The organism is Sphingomonas sp. LT1P40, assembly GCF_036663835.1.
GTDB lineage: Bacteria > Pseudomonadota > Alphaproteobacteria > Sphingomonadales > Sphingomonadaceae > Sphingomonas.
The window spans coordinates 1,546,532-1,569,783 of sequence record NZ_JAXOJT010000001.1; the positions used below are offsets into that span (position 1 = coordinate 1,546,532).

27 protein-coding genes are annotated in these 23,252 nt (G+C 62.6%); 4 read left to right on the plus strand and 23 right to left on the minus strand.

The window, feature by feature from the left end:
* The first annotated feature begins 2 nt into the window (after positions 1-2).
* The 4 genes from U1702_RS07665 to U1702_RS07680 all read left to right on the plus strand — a co-directional run bounded on the left by U1702_RS07665 (position 3) and on the right by U1702_RS07680 (position 2,550).
* On the plus strand, positions 3-776 hold the full coding sequence (locus U1702_RS07665; protein ID WP_332723427.1) for an energy transducer TonB: 774 nt from the start codon (positions 3-5) through the stop codon (positions 774-776).
* A complete protein-coding gene (locus U1702_RS07670) occupies positions 773-1,228 on the plus strand; it encodes a GNAT family N-acetyltransferase (protein WP_332723428.1) in 456 nt (151 codons plus the stop codon). The genes U1702_RS07665 and U1702_RS07670 overlap by 4 nt, the downstream gene beginning before the upstream one ends.
* Before the next feature lie 45 nt (positions 1,229-1,273).
* Positions 1,274-1,831 carry a TIGR00645 family protein gene (locus U1702_RS07675; protein ID WP_332723429.1) on the plus strand — a complete coding sequence of 186 codons (558 nt, stop codon included), beginning with the start codon at positions 1,274-1,276 and terminating at the stop codon, positions 1,829-1,831.
* 86 nt (positions 1,832-1,917) lie between these two features.
* Complete coding sequence (locus tag U1702_RS07680; protein WP_332723430.1) at positions 1,918-2,550, plus strand: hypothetical protein; 633 nt, start codon at positions 1,918-1,920, stop codon at positions 2,548-2,550.
* On the opposite strand, the gene U1702_RS07685 is transcribed toward U1702_RS07680, so the two are convergent.
* The 23 genes from U1702_RS07685 to U1702_RS07795 all read right to left on the minus strand — a co-directional run bounded on the left by U1702_RS07685 (position 2,547) and on the right by U1702_RS07795 (position 23,208).
* Entirely contained in the window at positions 2,547-2,801 is a 255-nt protein-coding gene (locus tag U1702_RS07685) for a DUF1467 family protein (protein ID WP_332723431.1), read from the minus strand. The two genes, U1702_RS07680 and U1702_RS07685, sit on opposite strands and share 4 nt — an antisense overlap.
* Positions 2,802-2,805: 4 nt before the next feature.
* Positions 2,806-4,446: a ribonuclease J gene (locus U1702_RS07690; RefSeq protein WP_332723432.1), complete on the minus strand. Its 1,641-nt coding sequence runs from the start codon at positions 4,444-4,446 to the stop codon at positions 2,806-2,808.
* Between the two features lie 32 nt (positions 4,447-4,478).
* Positions 4,479-5,252 (minus strand): type III pantothenate kinase, encoded by a 774-nt coding sequence (locus U1702_RS07695; RefSeq protein ID WP_332723433.1) that lies wholly within the window; start codon positions 5,250-5,252, stop codon positions 4,479-4,481.
* A 150-nt stretch (positions 5,253-5,402) separates the two neighbouring features.
* Complete coding sequence (locus tag U1702_RS07700; RefSeq protein WP_332723434.1) at positions 5,403-6,131, minus strand: biotin--[acetyl-CoA-carboxylase] ligase; 729 nt, start codon at positions 6,129-6,131, stop codon at positions 5,403-5,405.
* Positions 6,098-7,552 (minus strand): NADH-quinone oxidoreductase subunit NuoN, encoded by a 1,455-nt coding sequence (gene nuoN / locus U1702_RS07705; protein WP_332723435.1) that lies wholly within the window; start codon positions 7,550-7,552, stop codon positions 6,098-6,100. Before nuoN ends, U1702_RS07700 begins: the two co-directional genes overlap by 34 nt.
* A complete protein-coding gene (locus U1702_RS07710) occupies positions 7,552-9,084 on the minus strand; it encodes an NADH-quinone oxidoreductase subunit M (RefSeq protein ID WP_332723436.1) in 1,533 nt (510 codons plus the stop codon). Before U1702_RS07710 ends, nuoN begins: the two co-directional genes overlap by 1 nt.
* On the minus strand, positions 9,081-11,138 hold the full coding sequence (gene nuoL, locus U1702_RS07715) for an NADH-quinone oxidoreductase subunit L (RefSeq protein WP_332723437.1): 2,058 nt from the start codon (positions 11,136-11,138) through the stop codon (positions 9,081-9,083). The genes U1702_RS07710 and nuoL overlap by 4 nt, the downstream gene beginning before the upstream one ends.
* Positions 11,138-11,443 carry an NADH-quinone oxidoreductase subunit NuoK gene (nuoK, locus tag U1702_RS07720; protein ID WP_332723438.1) on the minus strand — a complete coding sequence of 102 codons (306 nt, stop codon included), beginning with the start codon at positions 11,441-11,443 and terminating at the stop codon, positions 11,138-11,140. The genes nuoL and nuoK overlap by 1 nt, the downstream gene beginning before the upstream one ends.
* Positions 11,440-12,066 (minus strand): NADH-quinone oxidoreductase subunit J, encoded by a 627-nt coding sequence (locus U1702_RS07725; RefSeq protein WP_332723439.1) that lies wholly within the window; start codon positions 12,064-12,066, stop codon positions 11,440-11,442. The genes nuoK and U1702_RS07725 overlap by 4 nt, the downstream gene beginning before the upstream one ends.
* Positions 12,067-12,096: 30 nt before the next feature.
* Positions 12,097-12,582 (minus strand): NADH-quinone oxidoreductase subunit NuoI, encoded by a 486-nt coding sequence (gene nuoI / locus U1702_RS07730; protein WP_332723440.1) that lies wholly within the window; start codon positions 12,580-12,582, stop codon positions 12,097-12,099.
* Positions 12,579-13,280, minus strand: a complete 702-nt coding sequence (locus U1702_RS07735) for a hypothetical protein (RefSeq protein ID WP_332723441.1) — start codon at positions 13,278-13,280, stop codon at positions 12,579-12,581. The genes nuoI and U1702_RS07735 overlap by 4 nt, the downstream gene beginning before the upstream one ends.
* 44 nt (positions 13,281-13,324) lie before the next feature.
* On the minus strand, positions 13,325-14,374 hold the full coding sequence (nuoH, locus tag U1702_RS07740; RefSeq protein ID WP_332723442.1) for an NADH-quinone oxidoreductase subunit NuoH: 1,050 nt from the start codon (positions 14,372-14,374) through the stop codon (positions 13,325-13,327).
* A 103-nt stretch (positions 14,375-14,477) separates the two neighbouring features.
* Positions 14,478-16,508 (minus strand): NADH-quinone oxidoreductase subunit NuoG, encoded by a 2,031-nt coding sequence (gene nuoG, locus U1702_RS07745; protein WP_332723443.1) that lies wholly within the window; start codon positions 16,506-16,508, stop codon positions 14,478-14,480.
* Position 16,509: 1 nt separating this feature from the next.
* Positions 16,510-17,184: a hypothetical protein gene (locus U1702_RS07750; protein ID WP_332723444.1), complete on the minus strand. Its 675-nt coding sequence runs from the start codon at positions 17,182-17,184 to the stop codon at positions 16,510-16,512.
* Positions 17,181-17,975 (minus strand): hypothetical protein, encoded by a 795-nt coding sequence (locus U1702_RS07755; RefSeq protein WP_332723445.1) that lies wholly within the window; start codon positions 17,973-17,975, stop codon positions 17,181-17,183. The genes U1702_RS07750 and U1702_RS07755 overlap by 4 nt, the downstream gene beginning before the upstream one ends.
* The gene (gene nuoF / locus U1702_RS07760) at positions 17,972-19,276 is read right to left on the minus strand and encodes an NADH-quinone oxidoreductase subunit NuoF (RefSeq protein WP_332723446.1); all 1,305 of its coding nucleotides are present in this window, start codon (positions 19,274-19,276) and stop codon (positions 17,972-17,974) included. The genes U1702_RS07755 and nuoF overlap by 4 nt, the downstream gene beginning before the upstream one ends.
* A gap of 105 nt (positions 19,277-19,381) precedes the next feature.
* A complete protein-coding gene (locus U1702_RS07765) occupies positions 19,382-19,552 on the minus strand; it encodes a hypothetical protein (RefSeq protein ID WP_332723447.1) in 171 nt (56 codons plus the stop codon).
* Complete coding sequence (locus tag U1702_RS07770; RefSeq protein WP_332723448.1) at positions 19,549-19,710, minus strand: hypothetical protein; 162 nt, start codon at positions 19,708-19,710, stop codon at positions 19,549-19,551. Before U1702_RS07770 ends, U1702_RS07765 begins: the two co-directional genes overlap by 4 nt.
* Positions 19,707-20,378, minus strand: coding sequence for a complex I 24 kDa subunit family protein (locus tag U1702_RS07775; protein WP_332723449.1), 672 nt, complete (start codon positions 20,376-20,378; stop codon positions 19,707-19,709). The genes U1702_RS07770 and U1702_RS07775 overlap by 4 nt, the downstream gene beginning before the upstream one ends.
* Positions 20,371-20,589 (minus strand): hypothetical protein, encoded by a 219-nt coding sequence (locus U1702_RS07780; RefSeq protein ID WP_332723450.1) that lies wholly within the window; start codon positions 20,587-20,589, stop codon positions 20,371-20,373. Before U1702_RS07780 ends, U1702_RS07775 begins: the two co-directional genes overlap by 8 nt.
* Entirely contained in the window at positions 20,586-21,821 is a 1,236-nt protein-coding gene (locus U1702_RS07785) for an NADH-quinone oxidoreductase subunit D (RefSeq protein ID WP_332723451.1), read from the minus strand. Before U1702_RS07785 ends, U1702_RS07780 begins: the two co-directional genes overlap by 4 nt.
* Positions 21,821-22,684 (minus strand): NADH-quinone oxidoreductase subunit C, encoded by an 864-nt coding sequence (locus U1702_RS07790; protein WP_332723452.1) that lies wholly within the window; start codon positions 22,682-22,684, stop codon positions 21,821-21,823. The genes U1702_RS07785 and U1702_RS07790 overlap by 1 nt, the downstream gene beginning before the upstream one ends.
* Entirely contained in the window at positions 22,681-23,208 is a 528-nt protein-coding gene (locus tag U1702_RS07795) for a NuoB/complex I 20 kDa subunit family protein (RefSeq protein ID WP_332724639.1), read from the minus strand. The genes U1702_RS07790 and U1702_RS07795 overlap by 4 nt, the downstream gene beginning before the upstream one ends.
* Between the last annotated feature and the right edge of the window lie 44 nt (positions 23,209-23,252).

Below are 23,252 nucleotides of genomic sequence, written 5' to 3' on the forward strand. Positions count from 1 at the left end.
CGATGCGCGGGGGGATCATATCGCTGGTGCTGATCCTGCCAGTTACGGCATTGGCGCAAGCATCATCGATGCGCATGCTGGGGAAGCAATGGGTCGGCAGGGACGGCAACCAGCGCACGGCCCAGATCGGGCTGCAACTCGGACAGCCAGCCAACGCGGACCCCGATCGCATACGCCGCCTCGAAATCAACTGGCGCGACTTCCCCTATCAGCAAGGCGCATTCCCCGTTCCGGTCGGGGCGGAAGACCATAGTCAGGAAGTCGGTGTCACCCTCGCCGTCGACGACGCCGGCAGGCCCCGCACGTGCGAGGTTACGAAGCCAAGCGGCGTCGCAGCGTTCGATGCCCATGCCTGCCCGCACCTGAAACGCTATCTGCGCTTCCATCCGGCGCTGACCCGTGAGGGCACGCGAACCGGCGACACCCTGAACATCGCGGTACGCTATACCGCTGGCCGTATCCGAACCTACACCGTCGGCGGGACAGTGCCGATGCCCTGGCGACCCATGCCAAAGCCGCTCAAACCGATCGATCAGGCCGCGATCGGTTTTTCGCCACAGGACCGTCTACCCCCGGACGTCGGCGGCACCAGTGGCTGGCTCCGCGTCGAGGCTGACGGCTCGGTCAGTGCCTGCACGCTCGCAGCGCCAACCCAGCGGGACAGCTTCGACCTCGCCATCTGCGAACGGCTGCGCGCATGGCGCTTCGAACCCGCACTTGATCAGTGGGGCCAGGCGGTCGCCGCTGACTTCGGATTCGGCGTTTCGCGGCGATGATCGTCCGCGAGGGCGGTCTGGACGATCCGCAAATCATCGCCCTGCTCGAAATCCATGCGCGCGGCATGCTCGACAATTCACCGCCGGACAGTTGTCATTTTTTCGACCTGTCGGGGCTGAAGACGCCCGATATCACCTTCCTCTCGGCCTGGGAGGGCGAGACATTGCTCGGCATCGGAGCCCTCCGCGAGCTTGATGCGCACACGGGCGAAATCAAGTCGATGCGTACTGCCGGGACGGCATTGGGGCGCGGCGTCGGTACGGCGATCCTGCGCCACATCATCGCGCTGGCCCGCGACCGGGGCTATACCGCGCTGAAGCTGGAGACCGGGACCGGCCCCGCGTTCGATGCGGCGCACGCATTGTACGCGCGCTACGGCTTCGTCCCCTGCCCGTCCTTCGCCGGGTACCGCCCGACCGACTTCAACCGCTTCTTTGCACTGGCGCTATAGTCCGCACTTGCTCACGACACGGTCGCGCCGGTATTGCGCTGCACCATGAGCATTCCGAATCCTTCCGATCCGTCCGACATCCCCGTCCGGCTCAAGCCACTGCCGATGCTGATCTTCAGCTCGCGCTGGCTTCAGCTGCCGCTCTATGTCGGGCTGATCGTCGCGCAGATCGTCTATGTCTATTTGTTCCTCAAGGAGCTGTGGCATCTGATCATGCACGCCTGGGAGTTCACCGAGCAGCAAATCATGCTGGTCGTGCTCGGCCTGATCGACGTGGTGATGATCTCCAACCTGCTCGTGATGGTCATCGTCGGCGGCTATGAGACCTTCGTCTCGCGCCTGCGGCTGGAGGGGCATCCGGACAACCCGGAATGGCTCAGCCACGTCAATTCGGGCATCCTGAAGGTCAAGCTGGCGATGGCGATCATCGGCATCTCGTCGATCCACCTGTTGCGCACATTTATCGAAGCCGGGGCAATCGGCACGCCAACTGGACGCGTCACCGAAACCGGCGTGATGTGGCAGACGATCATCCACATGTCCTTCATCGCATCGGCCATCGGCATCGCCTGGGTCGACCGGATGACGCAGAACAAGCACTAACGCTAACCGCGCATTAGCCACGTCTTTTGGTCCGTGATTGACGGGTTCCGGATATTTCGTTCCCGCAATCATTTTGGGGGCGCGACATGATTCGGGAGCTGATGTTCGGCGGCGTAGCAACGGCGGCGGCGGCGGGAATTTACTTTCACGGCCCGCTGCAATCGTCCGGCGAAACCTATGATCGTCCGCTGGCAGAGACCTATCGCATCGTCGAGGCGACGCCGCTCCCCTCGCTCTTCGACAAGATGGTCACGGGCACGCGCGACGAATCGGTCACGCGCGGCGGCGAACCCCAGAAATCGATGGTATGGTACTTCCACGCCAAGGGTCAGCAGATCGGCAAATACACCGTCGAGGTCGCGCCCGCTGGCGACAAACAGACTCGCGTCAAAACCAGCTTTGAAATGGCCGACAACGCTGAAAAGGTGATGGGCAAGGGCTTTGCCATCCATGGATCGGATCAGTTTGCGGTGATCGGCCACGCGTCGATGAACGAACAGATCGACTCGCGTCTCGACGGGCGCGCCTTCGACACGGCCAAGATATCGCACGCGATGACCGCCTATATCGCCGCCAATCTCAGCGGGATTCAGGGGCAGGCGCTGGAGTCGTTCGACCAGGCGTCCGCCCAGTTCAAGGAAGCGGATGCGGAGCGCGCCTATAGCAAGGCACAGGCCGACAATGCCCGGTTCAAGCCCGGCGAGCCAATGGTCCGCTAATAACCGACCATATCAGCGGTGAGCCAGCCGTTGACATAGTTCAGGTAGAACAGCCCGAACAGCACCGCTGAAACCACCGTCGTGCGGATGACGATCTTGCCCGCCGGAAACGATACCGGCGCGCTTTCCGCCTGCCCCGGTACCAGCGCCTCCCCCGCCTCCACGCTGGTCCGCGCGGAGAAAGGAAGCACCAGGAACAGCGCCAGGAACCAGAACAGGAAATAGATCGCCAGCGCGCTCGGCCAACTCATCGCGTCAAACCTCGATCAGCATCACATCGACCACCGGCTTCTTGCCGGTCCAGCGCGTCGCAACGCGCCGCGCCGCCAGCCGCACGCTTTCTCGCAGCCGGTCGATATCGCGGCCCTTGGCGTCCGAAACAGCCTTGGAAACGGCTTCCACCGCTTCCTCGATGAAGGGTTCGCGGTCCTCCTCGACCGGCACGCCCTGAATGCGGATTTCCGGCGTTCCGGCAAGTTTGCCATTCGCCTTGATCGCCACGGCAATCGACATCTGGCCATAAAGCCCCAGCTTGCGCCGCTCGTTCATGGTGGAGCCGTCGGCGGGCAGGATCACGTCGCCGTCCAGCACCAGTCGCCCGGCAACGGCATTGCCAACCTTCTTCGGTTTTCCGGGAGCAAGCCGGATGATCTCACCGTTATTCTGCACCACCGCCTGCGGCACGCCCTGTTCCAGGCCGAAGCGCGCCTGTTCGGCGATATGGCGCATCTCGCCATGCACCGGCACCAGGATTTCGGGGCGAATCCAGCCATACATCGCCGCCAGTTCGGGTCGCCCGGGATGGCCGGAGACGTGGACGAACGCCTGCCGGTCGGTGATCATCTCGACGCCCTTGCCCGCCAGCACGTTCATGATCCGCCCGATCGCCATCTCGTTGCCGGGAATCTGCTTGGACGAAAACACGACGGTGTCGCCCGATTCCAGCTTCAACTGATGCGTTTCGTCGGCGATCCGCGCGAGCGCGGCACGCGGCTCGCCCTGCCCGCCGGTGGCGACGATCATCACCTTGTTGCGCGGCAGCTTCATCGCTGTCTCGAAATCGACGATATCGGGGAAATTGCGCAGATAGCCGGTCGCCTGTGCCACGCGCAGGATGCGGTCGAGCGAGCGGCCCGCGACGCACATCTTGCGCCCGGTGTCCTTGCAGACCTCCCCCAGCGTTTGCAGCCGCGCCGCATTCGACGCGAAGGTCGTCACCAGCACGCGATTCTTCGCCGCGCCGATCACTTCGTCCAGCCCGGTGCGAACGTCGGTCTCCGACCCCGAAGCCTCGGGATTGAATACATTGGTCGAATCGCACACCATCGCCAGCACGCCGCTGTCGCCCACCGCGGTCAGTTCCTCGGCGGTCGAGGCCGATCCCATCACCGGCGTGTCGTCGATCTTCCAGTCGCCGGTGTGGAATATCTTGCCATAGGGCGTCTCGATCACGACGGCATTGCCCTCCGGAATCGAGTGCGCCAGCGGCATATAGCTGATCTTGAACGGGCCGATCTGATAGGATTCGTCCTCGCGCACCACGTTCAGTTCGACGCGGTCGGCGATGCCTTCCTCGTCCAGCTTGCCGTGAATCAGGCCCGCGGTGAACGGCGTGGCATAAAGCGGCACTTCGAGGTCGCCGATCAGGTATGGCAGTGCGCCGATATGATCCTCATGCCCGTGCGTCAGCACGATGCCGAGCAGATCGTCGATGCGCTCCTCGATGAACTGAAGGTCAGGGAGGATCAGGTCGATGCCGGGATAATCGGGATTGCCGAAGATCACGCCGCAATCGACCATCAGCCATTTGCCGTCACAGCCATAGAGGTTGACGTTCATGCCGATCTCGCCCGAACCGCCGAGCGCGAGGAAGAGAAGTTCTTTGCCGGGAGTCACATTGTTCCAGTCATATTAAATAGTGGGTGCGGTCAGGCCGACTGGCTCCGCTCCCACAGCATCGCCAGCCCCTGAATGGTCAGGTCCGGCTCGATCGTGTCGAATATATCGGTGTTCTTTTCGAACAGCACGGCAAGACCACCGGTTGCGATCACCTTTACCGGGCGACCGATCTCCGCCTTCATGCGGGCGACCAGCCCCTCGATCATCGCGATATAGCCCCAATAGATGCCGATATGCATCTGGTCGACCGTATTACGCCCGATCACCGATTTGCTAACCGGTGCCTCGATCGCGATGCGCGGCAGTTTCGCCGCCGCCGTCACCAGCGCGTCGAGCGACAGGTTGATGCCCGGCGCGATGATCCCGCCCTTATACGCCCCGGTATAATCGGCGACGTCAAAGGTTGCGGCGGTGCCGAAATCGATGATGATGAGGTCGCCGGGATGATTGGCGTGGGCGGCCATCACGTTGAGCGCGCGGTCTGCGCCCACGGTGTCCGGCTCCTCGACGTCCAGCGCAATCGGCCAGCCGCCCTTGCCCGCGATAACGGGGTCAGTCTTGAAGTATTTCTGGCTGAGCACGGTGAGGTTGTGGAGCGCGCGCGGCACCACCGTGCCGATGATGACCCCCGTGACGCTCGACAAGGCAAACCCCTCCAGCGCCAGCAACTGGCTTAGCCACACCGCATATTCATCCGCCGTCCGCCGCGGATCGGTCGCGATCCGCCAGCGCGCGCGGATTTCGCGCCCTTCCAGCAAGGCAAAGACGACATTGGTGTTGCCGGCATCAATCGCGAGCAGCATCGCTCTCTCCAAACGAACACAAACGGGTGCGCAGCACCCCTACAATCGTATCTCACCTCAAGTCGAGCGAATGCCCTTTCTCTCCTTTTCGTGCCTTTGTGCCTTTGTGTGAGAAAATGATTCACACGAAGGCACAAAGGCACGAAGAAACTAAAGCATGAAAACATCGCCAGCGTGGATGATGCGCCGAGTTCCCGACGCGTCGCGCAGAATAAGGCCGCCTTCGGCGTCCAGGCCGTCGAACAGTCCCTCGACCTTCGACCCATCCGGCAGAGCGCTAGACAGCGCCGTCCCCACCGGATGCGCCCGTTCCAGCCAGCGCGCCCGCACGACCGATAATCCCTCGCCCCGCCACCGCGCCAGCCAGCGCGTGAACGATTCGGCCAGCACATCGGCAAAGGCTTCAACCTCCACGGCGACGCCCTGCGCCATCAGGCTGGTCGCTGGTCGATCCGGCAAGTCGGGATGGTGCGCCAGATTGACGCCGATCCCGACCACCACGGCATCCCCGGCCCGCTCCAGCAAGATGCCCGACAGCTTGGCCCCATCGATCAGCAGGTCGTTCGGCCATTTCAGCATCGCACCGCGCCGCAGAAAAACCCGCACCGAATCCTCCAGCGCGACCGCCGCGACCAGCGCAAGCGTCGCCGCCGCCGGATCGGTCGGGCGCAACCGCACCAGCGTGCTGCCATAGAAATTACCAGACGGAGATTCCCACGCTCGTCCCTGTCGCCCGCGCCCGCCGGTCTGGCGTTCGGCTCGCAGCCAGCTTCCCTCGGGTGCGCCCGCCACAGCGAGCGCCAGCATGTCGGCGTTGGTCGAACCCGTCTGCTCGACGGTGCGGATCAGAAGAGCGTCCGCGCAGCCGCCAGCGACCATGCACCCAGCACCGGGATCAGCAGATAGCCCAGCGGCGAGACGAACACCGCCGCCGCGGCGATCAGACCGCCCTCGATCGGGCTGCTGTCACGCGAAAACGCAGGTGCCGGTTCGTCGAAATACATCGTCTTAACGATCTTGAGATAATAATAGGCCCCGATCACCGACGCCGCGATGCCGATTGCGGCCAGTGGGAACAGGCCCGCGCGCACCGCCGCCTCGAACACCGCGAACTTCGCCCAGAAGCCGAACAGCGGTGGAATGCCCGCCAGGCTGAACATGAAGATCGCCAGCGCCAGCGCCAGCATCGGTCGCGTGCGCGACAGGCCGGAGAGGCTGGCAATCGTCTCGACCGGCTGACCGGCCTCGTCGCGCATCTGGAGCACGACGATGAAGCTGCCCAGCGTCATCACGACATAGATGGTCAGATAGGTAAGCACGCCCGCCACGCCCTCGACCGTGCCAGCGGCAAGCCCGATCAGCGCAAAGCCGATATTGTTGATCGACGAGTAAGCCAGCAGCCGCTTGATATTGCTCTGTCCGATCGCCGCGACGGCGCCCAGCACGATCGAGGCGAGTGCGGCGAACACCACGATCTGCCGCCAGTCGCTGGTCACCGGTCCCATCGCGTCGATTGCGACGCGCACGGAGAGCGCCACTGCCGCCACCTTGGGCGCGCTGGCGAAGAAGGTCGTCACCGGGGTCGGCGCGCCCTCGTAAACGTCGGGCGTCCACATGTGGAACGGCACGGCGGACATCTTGAAGGCGAGGCCAGCGAACACGAAGACGAGGCCGAACAGCAGACCGATCTTGGTCGAACCTTCCGCCCCGGCATAGGCAAGGGCAATGTCGCCGAAGATGGTCGTGCCGCTGAACCCATAGACCAGCGAGATTCCGTAGAGCAGGATGCCCGATGCCAGCGAGCCGAGGATGAAATACTTCAACCCCGCTTCCGCCGAGCGCACGTCACGGCGCATGAAGCTGGCCAGCACATAGGCGGCCAGGCTCTGAAGCTCCAATCCGACATAGAGCGTCAGCATGTCGTTGGCCGACACCATCATGCCCATGCCCGCTGCGGCGAACAGGATCAGGATCGGATATTCGGGCCGCAGATCCTCACCGCTCGTCTTCGCAAAGAAGCGCGGGGCGATGATGATCGAGATCGCGGCGGCAAAGAAGATCAGCACCTTGGCAAAGGCAGCGAACAGATCGGCATTATACAGCCCGTCGAACGCCACGCCGCCCGCCGAAGCCGGGCCGAATAGCGTCAGACCGGCACCCAGCAACACCGCGACCGCGACCCAGCTGACTGCGCGCGACACCGCTTGGCCGCCCCATGCGGCGACCATCAGCAGCGCGAGGCCCCCGACCGAGATCACGATCTCGGGCAGCACCATCGAAAGTTGTGCGGCGTAATCCATCAGTGCGCCGCTCCATGCTCGGCTTTTTTCTGTTCTGCGGCAGCGACAGGATTACCCGGCGTCGGCAGACTATCGCCCGCCGGACGCGCTCGCTCCAGCCGCGCGAGCAGCGTCGCCACATCGCCGCGCATCGGCGCGAGGAAGCTTTCGGGATAAACGCCCATCCACAATGTCACTGCGGCGAGCGGGGCCAGCAACGCCATCTCCCGCTTCGACAGGTCCGGCATCGCGCGGACATCGTCCTTGACCAGATCGCCGAACACGACGCGCCGGTAGAGGAAGAGCATATACGCCGCGCCCAGAATGATGCCGGTCGTCGCAATCAGCGTGACCAGCGTCGAGACCTGATACGCCCCCATCAGTGCCAGCAACTCGCCGACGAAATTGCTCGTCCCCGGCAGGCCGACCGACGCCATCGTGAACAGCATGAACAGGATCGCATATTTCGGCATGTTGATCGCAAGGCCGCCATAACGGTCGATCTCGCGCGTATGCAACCGGTCGTAGATCACGCCGACGCACAGGAACAGCGCGCCCGACACCAGACCGTGGCCCAACATGACCATCATCGCGCCCTCGATCCCCTGCCGGTTGAAGGTGAACAGGCCGATTGTCACGATCGCCATATGCGCGACCGATGAATAGGCGATCAGCTTCTTCATGTCCGACTGCACCAGCGCAATCAGCGAGGTCACGACGACCGCGACGCAGGACAGGCCGAACACCAGCCAGATCAGCTGCGCCGACGCCTCCGGGAACATCGGCAACGAAAAGCGCAGGAAACCGTAGCCGCCCAGCTTCAGCAGCACGCCCGCCAGAATCACCGACCCCGCGGTTGGCGCCTGCACATGCGCGTCGGGCAGCCAGGTATGCACCGGCCACATCGGCATCTTCACCGCGAACGACGCGAAGAACGCCAGCCACAGCCATGTCTGCACATGCGCCGGGAAGTCATACGCCATCAGCTCGGGGATGTAGGTCGTGCCCGCGGTGATGGTCATATACATCATCGCGATCAGCATCAACACCGAGCCGAGCAGCGTGTAGAGGAAGAATTTGTAGCTCGCGTAAATCCGGTTCGCGCCGCCCCAGATGCCGATGATGAGGAACATCGGGATGAGGCCAGCCTCGAAGAACACATAGAACAAATAGATGTCCTGCGCCGCGAAGGTGCCGATCATTAGCACTTCGGTTGCGAGGAACGCCGCCATATATTCCGGCACGCGCTCGGTAATCGCTTCCCAGCTGGCCCCGATACAGATCGGCATCAGGAACACGCTGAGTAAGATCAGCAGTAGCGCGAAGCCGTCGATGCCCAGCGACCATGCGAACGCCCCGAACAACGGCACATTCTCGACGAACTGCCATTGCGGCCCGCCAATCTCGAAATTCGCCCACAACACGCCGCCCAGCACCAGGTCGATCAGCGTGGCGATCAGCGCGATCCAGCGCGCGTTGTTGGCGGTCGTGAACAGGCACAGCACCGCCGCGATGGCGGGCACGGCGAGCATGACGGAAAGAAGGCCGCTCATCGCGCGATCACCCAGGTAACGGCCGCCGTCAGGCCGATCAGCATGACGAACGCATAGCTATAGACATATCCCGATTGCAGCTTGCCGGTCAGGCCGCTGCCGAATTTCACGACCGCCGCCGATCCGTTAGGCCCGAAGCGGTCGATCAGCCCTTCGTCGCCCTGCTTCCAGAACAGCCGCCCGAACCAGAAGGCGGGCTTCACGAACAGCACATGGTACAGCTCGTCGAAATACCATTTGCTGAGCAGGAATTTGTAGAGCAGCCCGAACGTGCCGGTGAACGCCGCGGGGATGCCCGGCTTCCACATATAGGCCACCCACGCGCCGAACAGGCCGAGCAGCATCACGATCGTCGCCGACAGTTTCACCCATAACGGCACCTCGTGCATCGCGTGCGCCAGATGCTCGTTGAACGCGACCGCGCCCTTCCAGAAGATTTCGCCGCTTTCGGGCTGAATGAAGAACTTGTTGAACGCGAAGCCAGCGAACACCGCACCCACGCTGAGCACCAGCAACGGGATCAGCATAGGCCACGGGCTTTCGTGCGGATGATAACCGCCGGTGCCGTCGCCGTGATCGGCATACGCGTGATGATCGTCATGACCATGTGCGTCATGCGCATGATCGTCATGCCCGTGCCCGTGCGCGTCGTGCAGCGCGTGCTGGATATGCTCTGACTGGGTCCAGCGCGGCTTGCCCCAGAAGGTCAGGAACATCAGCCGCCACGAGTAGAAGCTGGTCAGCAACGCGGCGAACACGCCGACCCAGAACGCACCCTGCCCACCGCCACCAGCGGCATAGGCAGCTTCGAGGATCGCGTCCTTCGAGTGGAAGCCGGCAAACCCGGCGTGGAGCCAGTAGATGCCGACGCCAGTGATCGCGAGCGTGCCCGCCATCATCGTCCAGAAGGTGATCGGGATGTGTTTCCTTAAGCCCCCGTAATAGCGCATGTCCTGCTCATGGTGCATCGCATGGATCACCGAGCCGGCACCCAGGAACAGCAGCGCCTTGAAGAAGGCGTGCGTGAAGAGGTGGAACATCGCCGCGCCGTACATGCCGACGCCGGCTGCGAAGAACATGTAGCCTAGCTGCGAACAGGTGGAATAAGCGATCACGCGCTTTATGTCGGTTTGCGTCGTGCCGACCGTGGCGGCGAACAGGCAGGTCGCCGCGCCGATGAAGGTCACGAAGCCCAATGCGATCGGTGCCTGCTCGAACAAGGGCGACAGGCGGCACACCATGAACACACCCGCGGTGACCATCGTCGCCGCGTGGATGAGTGCCGACACCGGCGTCGGCCCCTCCATCGCGTCGGGCAGCCAGGTGTGCAGTCCAAGCTGCGCCGACTTGCCCATCGCACCGATGAACAGCAGCAGGCACAGGATCGTCAGCGTATCGACGCGATAGCCCAGGAAACCGATTGTGGAGCCCGCCATGCCCGGTGCGGCCTCAAGGATTTCGGGGATCGAGATCGTCCCGAACACCAGAAACACGCCGAAAATGCCGAGCATGAAACCCAGATCGCCGACGCGGTTGACCACGAACGCCTTGATCGCGGCAGCATTGGCGCTGGGCTTCTTGAACCAGAAACCGATCAGCAGATAAGATGCCAGCCCGACGCCTTCCCAGCCGAAGAACATCTGAAGCAGATTGTCGGCGGTCACCAGCATCAGCATCGCAAAGGTGAACAGCGAGAGATAGGCGAAGAAGCGCGGCTGATCCGGGTCCTCGTCCATATAGCCCCAGCTATACAGGTGGACGAGGCTGGAGACGCTCGTCACCACCACGAGCATCACGGCGGTCAGGCTGTCGACGCGCAGCGCCCATGATACGTCGAGATCGCCCGAACGCATCCAGGTGAAGATTTCCGCGACATAGGGCTCGGTGCTGCCGCCCATGAAGCCGATGAAGATCACCCAGCTGAGCGCCGCGGCGATGAACAGCGCGCCGGTCGTCACGACCTTTGGAAAGACCGTCCCGAACGCACGATTGCTGAAACCCGCAACCACTGCCGCCAGCAGCGGCAGGAATACGATGAAATGGATCGCCGACATCAGCCCTTCATCCGATTGACGTCATCGACCGAAATCGTCCCGCGTCCGCGGAAATAGATGACCAAGATAGCAAGCCCGATCGCCGCCTCGCCCGCCGCGACGGTCAGCACGAACATCGCGAAAACCTGCCCGACCAGATCGCCCAGCGCGGCGCTGAACGCCACCAGATTGAGGTTCACGGCCAGCAGGATCAACTCGATCGCCATCAGGATGATGATCAAATTCTTGCGGTTCATGAAGATGCCCAGCACCCCCATGGTGAACAGGATCGCGCTGACGACCAGATAATGGGTTACCCCGATCACAGCTCCACCCCCTGCCCCACGGGCGGCTTGACGTTGCGGGTCGCGTCCTTCTGACGACGATTGATCTGGCTGGACACATTCTGCGTCCGCACCCCGCCGCGCTGGCGATGCGTCAGCACGATCGCGCCGATCATGGCGACCAGCAGCACGAACCCGGCGGCTTCAAAGATATAGAGATAACGACCGTACAGCAGTCGCCCGACTGCCTCGATATTCGGCACCGCCGGATCGATCGGCGCGATGCGGACCGCGGAATCGACACCTGACAGTGTGATCCCGCCTGCATCGAGCGCACCGAGACCGATCACGACCTCCGCCGCCAGCACGATCGCGATCGCCAGCCCGAACAGCGCATAGCGGACAAACCCGGCGCGCAATTCGGCAAAGTCGATGTCGAGCATCATGACGACGAACAGGAACAGCACCGCGACCGCGCCGACATAGACGATGACGAGCAGCATCGCGATGAACTCCGCCCCCGCCAGCACCATCAGCCCGGCGGCGTTGAAGAACGCCAGGATCAGCCACAGCACGCTATGCACCGGGTTACGGGCGGTGATCGTCATCGCGGCGGACAGGATGACCATCGTGGCGAACAGGTAAAAGGCGATTGTCTGGATCACGAAATTTGAGGCCCCATCATTGCCGCGCGCTTAACGATACGGTGCATCGGCGGCAAGGTTCGCGGCGATCGCGCGTTCCCAGCGGTCGCCATTCGCGAGCAGCTTGTCCTTGTGATAGATCAGCTCTTCGCGCGTTTCGGTCGCGAATTCGAAATTCGGCCCCTCGACGATCGCATCGACCGGGCATGCCTCGGCGCACAGGCCGCAATAGATGCACTTGGTCATGTCGATATCGTAGCGCGTCGTGCGGCGGCTGCCGTCGTCGCGCGGCTCGGCCTCGATCGTGATCGCCAGCGCGGGGCAGATCGCCTCGCACAGCTTGCACGCGATGCAGCGCTCTTCGCCGTTCGGATAACGCCGCAACGCATGCTCACCCCGGAACCGCGGCGAGAGCGGATTCTTCTCGTATGGATAGTTGATCGTCGCCTTGGGCTTGAAGAAATACTGCAAGGTCAGCGCGTGCGCCTTGATGAATTCCCAAAGGGTGAAGGATCGGACGAGTTGGGCGACGCTCATGATCCCACCTTCACACTTTTAGAACCGCAAATCACATATCGGCTGGAAACAATCTTCGGATGCGCATTTTTCGTTAGCGTGATAGCGATCACCGCCTCTCCGCTAGCGGCATCAACCGTAGCAATCTCTGGGTCCATTTTCCCCTCGGTCACTCCGACAAAACTTATGTGAAACGAAACATTCCCCTCAAACGGACCAGGCAGTTGGATCTGCGCGCGCTTCATTGAAATCGCGCCAACGTCGTCGTCTTGATACCGCGCTGCTGCTGCCGAAGCCCCGTATATCGACTTTGACTTTCGTCCGACGCTCAGCGTGAGACAATGGTCTGGCCAGCTTGTCCGATCTAGCAAGTCCACGATCTTGAGATCGACAAGCTTGGTTGGCGGCTGCACTTCACGCCCGCAGGAACCGAACGCCACGATCATTGGGCGGCCCCGCTCTCGGGTTCCATACAGAGTTACTGATTTTGCTCCGCGCTCGTCCGAGGTTTCTCTAACGTCTAATTCGAACCTCACGTCGTCCTTCGCAAAAACATAGACGAAACGATTGTGCTTCGCCTCATAAGTCTGCGCAGCTGTATTATCCAGACCTCCAATTGACACGGTGGTCACGTCGCCCGGTCGAATCGTAAGAGGAAAATCGATTCCCGATGGCGTGATCAGCGAACAGGTCGTTGTTGCCAACAGCGGATCAGACACCGGCGACGAGGCAGCCAAGCCAAAAAGCAGGGTTCCTAGAACGCTCACAGCCCCACCCGCTGAACCATCAGCCAGCCGGAAATCAGGAACACGAAGATCAGCGACAACGGCAGGAAAATCTTCCAGCCCAGCCGCATCAGCTGGTCATAGCGGTAGCGCGGGACGGTCGCCTTCACCCAGCTGAAGACGAAGAAGAAGAACAGGATCTTCGCGAACAGCCAGATGATGCCCGGCACATAATAGAGCGGCGCCCAGTCGATCGGGGGCAGATAGCCGCCCCAGAACAGGATCGCGTTGAGCGTGCACATCAGGATGACGTTGGCGTACTCGCCCAGCCAGTAGAGCGCGAACGCCATCGACGAATATTCGGTCTGATAGCCCGCAACCAGCTCCGACTCCGCCTCGGTCAGATCGAACGGCGCGCGAGCGGTCTCTGCCAGCGAGGAGATCAGGAACACCACCGCCATCGGGAACAGCAACGGGTTGAAGCCGAAGCCGTTGAGCAGGCCGAAGACATGCCCCGTCTGCGCCTCGACGATGCCCGACAGGTTGAACGTCCCCGCCCACAGCACCACCGCGATCAGCACGAAGCCGATCGAGACTTCGTAGGACACCATCTGCGCCGCCGCGCGGATCGCCGAATAAAACGGATATTTTGAGTTCGACGCCCAGCCCGCCAGGATGATGCCGTACACGCCCAGCGACGACGCCGCGAGGATGTAGAGCAGGCCGACATTGATGTTCGACAGCACCACGCCCGCTTGGAACGGTACCACCGCCCACACGATCAGCGCGACGGTGAAGGTAATGATCGGCGCGAGCAGGAACAGCCCCTTGTTCGCGCTCGACGGAATGATCGTTTCCTGAAGAAAGACCTTCAGGCCGTCCGCGAAGGATTGCAGCAGGCCGAGCGGCCCGACGACGTTCGGCCCGCGCCGCAACGCCATCGCCGCCCAGATTTTCCGGTCGGCATAAATGATCATCGCGACGGCCAGCATCAGCGGAAGCGCAATGACGAGGATGCCGACGATCGTGGCGACGAACCACGCCCAGCCATAGGGCAGGCCGACGGTGTTCTGGAAGAAGGCGGTCATAGTCCCTTCCCCGTCACCCCAGCGAAAGCTGGGGTCTCGTGAGGTTGAGCGTCTCCGGTGCGGGTGGAGACCCCAGCTTTCGCTGGGGTGACGACGGGATGATTCATTCCGCCGCCTCCGCAAAATCCTGTCCGTGGATCAGTTCGGCCGAACAACGCTGCATCGTCGGGCTGGCCCGGCAGATGGCGTTGGTCAGGTAGAAGTCCGCAATCGGATAATTCACCTCACCCGACCCCTTGGCGTCCAGCGAGGGCGGGTTCCAGTCGAAGCGCGCCAGCCCTTCCTCGGCCAGGGCCGGGGTATCCGCGAACATCGCCGCACGCAGCTGTCCGAACGTATCGAACGGTAGCGTCTTGCCCAGTTTCTCCGACAGTGCGCGCAGGATCGTCCAGTCCTCGCGCGCATCGCCCGGCGCGAACACGGCCTTGTCGCCGCGCTGCACGCGCCCTTCGAGATTCACGTAGGTCCCGGCCTTTTCGGCATAGCTGGCACCCGGCAAGATCACGTCCGCCGCATGCGCGCCCTTGTCGCCATGATGGCCGATATAGACGTTGAAGCTGCCCGCGAACTTGCTGAAATCCACCTCGTCCGCGCCCAGGAAAAACGTCAGCTTCGGCCCCGCCGCTACGATGTCGGCGATGCCGCCCGGCTTGTGGAAACCCAGCATCAGTCCACCCATTCGCGCCGCCGAAAAATGCAGCACGTTAAAACCGTTCCACGCCTGGCTCGACACAGTCGAATCATTGTCGCGCACCAGATTGAGCTTCTTCGCCAGCGCCAGCGCTGCGCCATGCCCGTTCTTCAGCGCCGCGCCGCCGACGATCAGCATCGGGCGCTTGGCATCGGCAAACGCATCCGCCGCCGCCTTGGGCAGCTTGCCCAGCAGGCCCAGATCATTGCCCAGCCACGTCGCCTTGTACGTCAGGTCCGTCTCCGGCCCGATCGCAAAGACCTTCGCGCCCTTCTTGATCGCTTTCCGCACGCGGGTGTTCACCAGCGGTGCTTCCCAGCGCAAATTGGTACCGACCAGCAACACGACATCGGCATCCTCGACGCCCGCGATGGTGGTGTTGAAATTGACCGCGCTCAGCGACGACGTGTCGTAATCCATGCCGGTCTGGCGACCCTCCAGCAGGTCCGATCCGAACGACTTGACCAGCGCCTTGGCGGCGAAGATCGTCTCGCAATCGAGCAGGTCGCCATGGATCGCCGCGACTTTGTCACCCGCGCCCTTGGCCGCAACCGCAATGGCGTCGAACGCCTCGTCCCAAGTCGCCTCGACCAGCTTCCCGTCGCGACGGACATAGGGTTTGTCGAGGCGACGGAAGCTGAGGCCGTCAACCGCATGGCGCGTCTTGTCGTGCGCCCATTCCTCGTTCACGTCCTCGTTGATCCGTGGCAGCGCGCGCAGCACGCCACGACCGCGACTGTCGAGCCGGATGTTGGTGCCGACCGCATCCATCACGTCGATCGCCAGCGTCTTCTTCAATTCCCACGGCCGCGCTTCGAACGCATAGGGCTTCGACGTCAGCGCACCGACCGGACACAGATCGACGACATTGCCCGACAATTCGGACGTGACCGCCTTTTCCAGATAGGAGGTGATCTGCATGTCCTCGCCGCGATACAGCGCGCCGATTTCCTCCACGCCCGCAATCTCTTCGGCAAAGCGGACACAGCGCGTGCATTGAATGCAGCGGGTCATCACCGTCTTGACGATGGGGCCCATATATTTCTCGGTCACCGCGCGCTTGTGCTCGGTATAGCGCGAATGGCCGCGGCCATAGGCGATCGACTGGTCCTGCAAATCGCATTCGCCGCCCTGATCGCAGATCGGGCAATCCAGCGGGTGGTTGATCAGCAGGAATTCCATCACGCCTTCGCGCGCGGCCTTCACCATCGCGCTGTCGGTGCGGATTTCCTGATTGTCGGCGGCGGGCAGCGCGCACGATGCCTGTGGCTTGGGCGGCCCCGGCTTCACTTCGACCAGGCACATGCGGCAATTGCCGGCGATGCTCAGCCGTTCGTGGTAACAGAAACGCGGAATCTCTTTCCCCGCAGCCTCACAGGCTTGCAGGATGGTCGCCCCGGCGGGGACTTCGACCTCAATTCCGTCAACGGTCAGTTTTGGCATGTCAGCCCTTTGGTGCCGCACTGGCGGCGTGGATGCTGCGGAACGCGGCGGTGGCCAGCATTGCGCGCAGACCGTCGGTGGTCACTTCAACCCGGCGGCTGTTCATGCACATGGCCATCGCCGGTTGCAGACCCGCCGCAGCGGACTGTTCGGCGGGGGTCGCTATTTCGGTAGCGAACAGTTTTGCGACATCGTCGGGCACCGATCGCACCACGCACATGGCGGCCGTGTCGGTGGGCGAATAGCTCGATGCGGCGGGCTTCGTCGCCGCCTTTGCCAGTTCGCGATTGACCGGCACGCCGTCGCGCTCGATCAGCCGCTCGGCAACCGCCCCGGCGAACAGCAAGCGGCTGGCACGCAGGCGGTTATAGCCGCGAAAGCTGGGGCACATGCGATTGGCTTCGACCATCTGATCCATCGCGCGGCGATAAGCGGGCGTGCGGAAATCGCCGGACAGCGTGGTGCGCGCCTTGGCCGTGCTGGCGTCGGCGACACAGGCACCGAATTGCTGGATCGCCCGCAGACCGGCGGGCGTCGAGGCCGGCAATGGCTGGCGGCGCTGTTCGAGATCCTCCAGCCGGTCCGAACGCGGACCCGGATTGGGATCGCCAGCCGGAAGTGGTGGCTGGGGCGTCTCCTGAACGCCAAGCATCAGGATTAGTGCCGCAACAATCATTTCGCCGCCTCCTTTAACTGTTTCGCCATTCGGTAATAAGCAGTGGCGACACCACCGCGGATCACGGTCGCAGACACGGTTGCGCTGTCGCCATCGGGCAAACACCCCTCGATCAACGGCTTTACCTGCGCATTGACCACAGGCTGATCGGTCATCGCCTCGGCATGCACGAAGGCCTTCGCCCGCGCCGGATTGGCGCGTGCAATGCACTCCCCAATTCGTGAAGCGAATGCATCGCGAAACTGATCCTCGAACGTCGTTCCATCCGCCACTGGCGTCGATCGCGCGGGATAAGCCGGATGTCGCAACGGCGGCAGGCCATTGAAGCTGGCAGGTCCGCCCGCAACATATTCCCTACGCACCAAACTAACCGCCAAAGCGCCACGATATAGATCTGTTGGGATATATAGAAACCGCTCCATCATGAGGAAAGAATCGATGTCACGAAAACTGATCATTCCTCCGCCTGGCAATCTGTTCGGCGAAAGACCCCTGCGAAGGCCCGCCTTGATGATCCGGGGCCGTCTAACAATGCTACCACCATTTAATTTGTAGGCTTCCAGAAGAAACATATATTCAAAATAGCATTTGCCGTCGACTGGCCAGCTATTTGGTTTGAAGGCTTCATCCAGCACCGTGCGCGCACTAGCGCTTCCGAACTTTCGAGTGATACAATCGGCGTATCGATAATCGATATTGGCGACGCGTACCGTCATTCGACTTTGCGCGGCCACGGGCGCAGCATAGGCGACAACGGTTGCGATCAGGATGATCCGCAGTGCGAGCATCATTCCGCCGCCTCCTGCATCGGGCTCAACCCACCGCCCTGCTTCTCGACGATCCGCCGCTCCATCTCTGGCCTGAAATGCTTGATCAGGCCCTGGATCGGCCATGCCGCCGCGTCGCCCAGCGCGCAGATGGTGTGACCCTCGACCTGTTTGGTGACGTTGTAGAGCGTGTCGATCTCGCTGATGTCGGCGTCGCCGGTGCGCATCCGCTCCATCACGCGCCACATCCAGCCGGTGCCTTCGCGGCACGGGGTGCATTGGCCGCAGCTTTCATGCTTGTAGAAATAGCTGATCCGGCTGATCGCGGCGACGATGTCGGTGGACTTGTCCATGACGATGATGGCGGCAGTGCCGAGGCCGGAGCCGACCGCTTTCAAGCCGTCGAAATCCATCGCAACGTCCATGATCTCCGCCGCCGGGACCAGCGGCACCGACGAACCGCCGGGGATCACCGCGAGGAGATTGTCCCAGCCACCGCGAATGCCGCCGCAATGCTTTTCGATCAGCTCGCGGAACGGGATGCTCATCGCTTCCTCGACCACGCACGGCTTTTCGACATGACCGCTGATCTGGAACAGCTTGGTCCCGCGATTGCCCTCCGCACCGAAACTGGCGAACCATTCCGGCCCGCGCCGCAGGATCGTGGGGACGACCGCGATCGACTCGACGTTATTCACCGTGGTCGGGCAGCCATAGAGGCCCGCACCCGCCGGGAAGGGCGGCTTCAGCCGTGGCTGGCCCTTCTTGCCCTCCAGGCTTTCAAGCATCGCGGTTTCTTCGCCGCATATATAAGCGCCCGCGCCGCGATGGCAGAACACGTCGAAATCATAGCCGGAGCCGCAAGCATTCTTGCCGATAAGACCCTTGGCATAGGCTTCCTCGATCGCCGCGAACAGCGTCTCGGCCTCACGGATATACTCTCCGCGAATGTAGATATAGGCCGCCCGCGCACGCATCGCGAACCCGGCGACCAGCGCGCCTTCGATCAGCTTGTGCGGATCGTGGCGGATGATCTCGCGGTCCTTGCACGAACCCGGCTCGGATTCATCGGCGTTGATGACCAGAAAGCTGGGCCGTTCGGGCGTCGGATTCTTGGGCATGAACGACCATTTCATGCCCGTCGGGAACCCCGCCCCGCCGCGCCCGCGCAATCCCGACGCCTTGATACGATCGATGATCGTATCCTGGCCCAACGCCAGCAACGCCTTCGTATCGTCCCAGTCGCCACGCTTCTGCGCAGCCGACAGGTTCCACGGCTGGAAACCGTAGAGGTTGGTGAAGATACGATCCTTGTCAGCGAGCATCGCCGCCGTCCTTCCGCTTCGCCCGCGCGGTCCACACGCCCGCGAAGATCACGAACAGCGAGCTGAACAGCGCCGCGCCGATTGCAACCCAGACTGCCACGTTGTTCATTTCGGCCCGCCGATCCGCTTATTGTCCTTCACCGCGAGGTAAATCGCGACGCCGACGCCGACCAGCAGCAGCGGGATGAACAGCTTGAATGCCAGTTTCAGCACCCAGCCCAAAACGACAATGCCGCCGATGATGGCAAGGATCGTGACGATCGTGTTCTTGTTCATGCCACGTCCCTTTTCGATGCGAAGATGCGCAGACCGCCAAAGATGATTCCCAGGATCAGCCAGACGACCCAGGACTCGCCCTGAACAAATTTGAAGATCGCCAGCGCCAGGAAGACGATGCCGAGCAGCGGCAGACCGGCCTTGACGGGTTCGGTCATGCCCATTCCCCGCGATAATCGTGGTTGGCGTCGACCATTTCCTTGAGGCTCGTAGGTCCGCCGCTTGGCTCCACCGTATGCCGACCCGGCTCCTGCGTCCCGGCCTTGGGCGTCTCGCCCTTGGCCAGCGCGTCAAGGATCGCGGAGGTTCGGTCGTAGTCGAGGTCTTCGTAATTATCATCGTTGATCTGGACCATCGGCGCGGACGCGCAATTGCCCATGCATTCGACCTCGGTCAGCGTGAACAAGCCGTCCGGCGTGGTCTTGCCCTTGGCGAGGCCACGGTTCTTGCACGCCGCGAACACATCGTCCGATCCGCGCAGCCAGCACGGCGTCGTGCCGCACACCTGCACATGATATTTGCCGACCGGATGCAGGTTGAACATCGTGTAGAAGCTCGCGACCTCCAGCACGCGGATCACCGGCAGGTCCAGTTCGCGCGCGACGAATTCGATCACCGGGATCGGCAGCCAGCCCTGCGTATTCGTCTCCGCCCCCACCTGACGCTGCGCCAGATCGAGATAGGGGATGGTGCAGCTCTGCTGCCGCCCCGCGGGATAGCGCGCGCGGATCGTCTTCGCCTTGGCGGCCCGCTCCGCATCCCACGCAAACGCGCCCCAGCGCGCGCGAAGTTCGGGGGTGTCTTCGATGGGTTTGTGGTCAGCCATGCGCGTTTTCCAGAGGCCAAGTTGGCGAGCGGAGTTTCAAAGTCAGGATTACGGCCGTCCAGAACGTAATAATAAGCGCCAAGGAGCCAGTGATTACCAGCCACGAGGCCGCTTTCACTTCAAGGAGTTCTATCGACCAAGCGCCCGCTCCGATCAGCGCGGTCAACGCCATTGCCCATCGACGGATCGAGAGGGCGGCTTCACGAGTCAACGGTCACACTCCCCGAACACAATATCCATCGCGCCAAGGATCGCCGTCGTGTCCGCCAGCATATGCCCGCGCGACATGAAGTCCATCGCCTGCAAATGGCTGAACGCGGTCGGGCGGATCTTGCAGCGATAGGGTTTGTTCGACCCGTCGCTGACCATGTAGATGCCGAACTCGCCCTTGGGGCTTTCGGTCGCGACATAGACTTCGCCCGCCGGGACGTGAAAACCCTCGGTATAGAGTTTGAAGTGGTGGATCAGCGCTTCCATCGAGCTTTTCATCTCGGCGCGCTTCGGCGGGACCACCTTGCGGTCGAGCGACGCGATTGGCCCGCTCGGCATCTCGTTCAGGCACTGTTTCATGATGCGCGCGGACTGATAGACTTCCTCGACGCGGACCATGAAGCGATCGTAGCAATCGCCCCGCGTCCCCACCGGAATCTCGAAATCCATGCGGTCATAGACGTCGTATGGCTGCGACTTGCGCAGATCCCACGGCACGCCCGCGCCCCGGATCATCGGGCCGGAAAAGCCCCATTTGATCGCGTCGTCGCGGCTGACGATCGCGATATCGACGTTGCGCTGCTTGAAGATTCGGTTCTCCGCCACCAGCGAAATCGCGTCGCCGAACAAGCGCGGCAACCGCGTGTCGAGCCAGTCGGCAATATCGGTCAGCAGCTTCAGCGGCACGTCCTGATGCACCCCGCCGGGCCGCAGGTAATTGTGATGCATGCGCGCGCCGGACATGCGCTCGAAGAAGTTCAGGCAATCCTCGCGGATTTCGAACATCCACAAATTCGGGGTCATCGCGCCCACGTCCATGACGTGCGAACCGAGGTTCAGCATGTGATTGCAGATGCGCGTCAGCTCGGCAAAGAACACGCGCAGATATTGCGCGCGCACCGGCACTTCGATGTCCAGCAGCTTCTCGACCGCCAGCACGAAGCTGTGCTCCATCGCCAGCGGCGAGCAATAATCCAGGCGATCCATGTACGGCAGCGCCTGGGTATAGGTCTTGTACTCGATCAGCTTCTCGGTGCCGCGATGGAGCAGCCCGACATGCGGGTCGATCCGCTCGATGATCTCGCCATCCAGCTCCATGACCAGCCGCAACACGCCATGCGCCGCCGGATGCTGCGGGCCGAAATTGATCGTGTAATTGGCGATTTCGGTGTCGCCAACGGACGGGTCGCTCGCATCGGTGCGGCGTTCGATTTCGTCGAGATACTCGGCCATTACTGGTTCTGCCCCTTGCCCTTTGTCGGGACGACGTCCGGATCCTTGGGCTTGGATTTACGCTTGTTGCCCGGATGCGGCTCACCGGCGCCGGTCTGCGCGGCGGTCTCGGTGGTCTTGGGCGTTTTGGTGCGCGACTTCACCGGCTTGTCGGAGTTGTCAGCCTCCTTCACCTGCTCGGCACTCGCGGGCGTCGGCGCGCCCTTGGCGGTGGGCGCAGCGGGAGCGGGCGCGGCGGCGGGGGCCGCTGGCGCCTTTTCGTCGCCTGGCAGCACGTACTGCGCGCCTTCCCACGGGCTCATGAAATCGAAATTACGGAAATCCTGCGCCAGCTGCACCGGCTCATACACCACGCGCTTGTCGGCCTCCGAGTAACGCAACTCGACAAAGCCGCTGAGCGGGAAATCCTTGCGCTGCGGATGCCCGCGAAAGCCGTAATCGGTCAGGATACGGCGCAGGTCGCTGTTGCCGTCGAACAGCACGCCGTACATGTCGTACACTTCGCGCTCCAGCCACCCGGCGACCGGCCAGATGCCCGTCACCGAGGGCACCGCCTGCACCTCATCCGTCGTCACGCGCACGCGGATGCGGTGATTGCGGGTATAGCTCAGCAGCATATAGACCACGTCGAACCGCTCGGCCCGCGCCGGGTAATCGACCCCGGCCATCTCCATCAGCGCCTGATATTGCAGCAACGGATTGTCGCGCAGCGCGATCATCGCCGGGACAAGCGTATCGCGGCGCACGGTCAGGTTGATCTCGCCGACCAGATCGGTCGCCTCGATCAGCATATCGCCCAGCGCAGCCGTCGCCGCCGCGATCACGCCGTCGTTTGCGGCATATTTCGGAGCGGGCGCCTTCACCGCGTCACCGTACCCACGCGGCGGATCTTCCGCTGCAGCTGCATGATGCCGTACAGCAACGCCTCGGCGGTCGGCGGGCAACCCGGGACATAGATGTCCACCGGCACGATCCGGTCGCATCCGCGAACCACGCTGTAGCTATAATGGTAATAGCCGCCGCCATTGGCACAGCTGCCCATCGAGACGACGTATTTCGGCTCCGACATCTGGTCGTAAACACGGCGCAGCGCCGGGGCCATCTTGTTGCAGAGCGTACCCGCCACGATCATCACGTCCGACTGGCGCGGCGATGCGCGCGGCGCGGCACCAAAGCGCTCCATGTCGTAACGCGGCATATTCACATGGATCATCTCGACCGCGCAGCATGCTAGCCCGAACGTCATCCACCACAAAGAACCCGTGCGCGCCCAGGTAAACAGATCCTCGGTCGAGGTGACGAGGAAACCCTTGTCGTTCAGTTCGCCGTTCAAGTCGTTGAAGAAGGTCTGATCCGGCGGGACGATCGCGCCACCGGGGGCGACCATCGGCTGGCCTTGGGCATTCAGGATCGGAGAAGTCTGGCTCATTG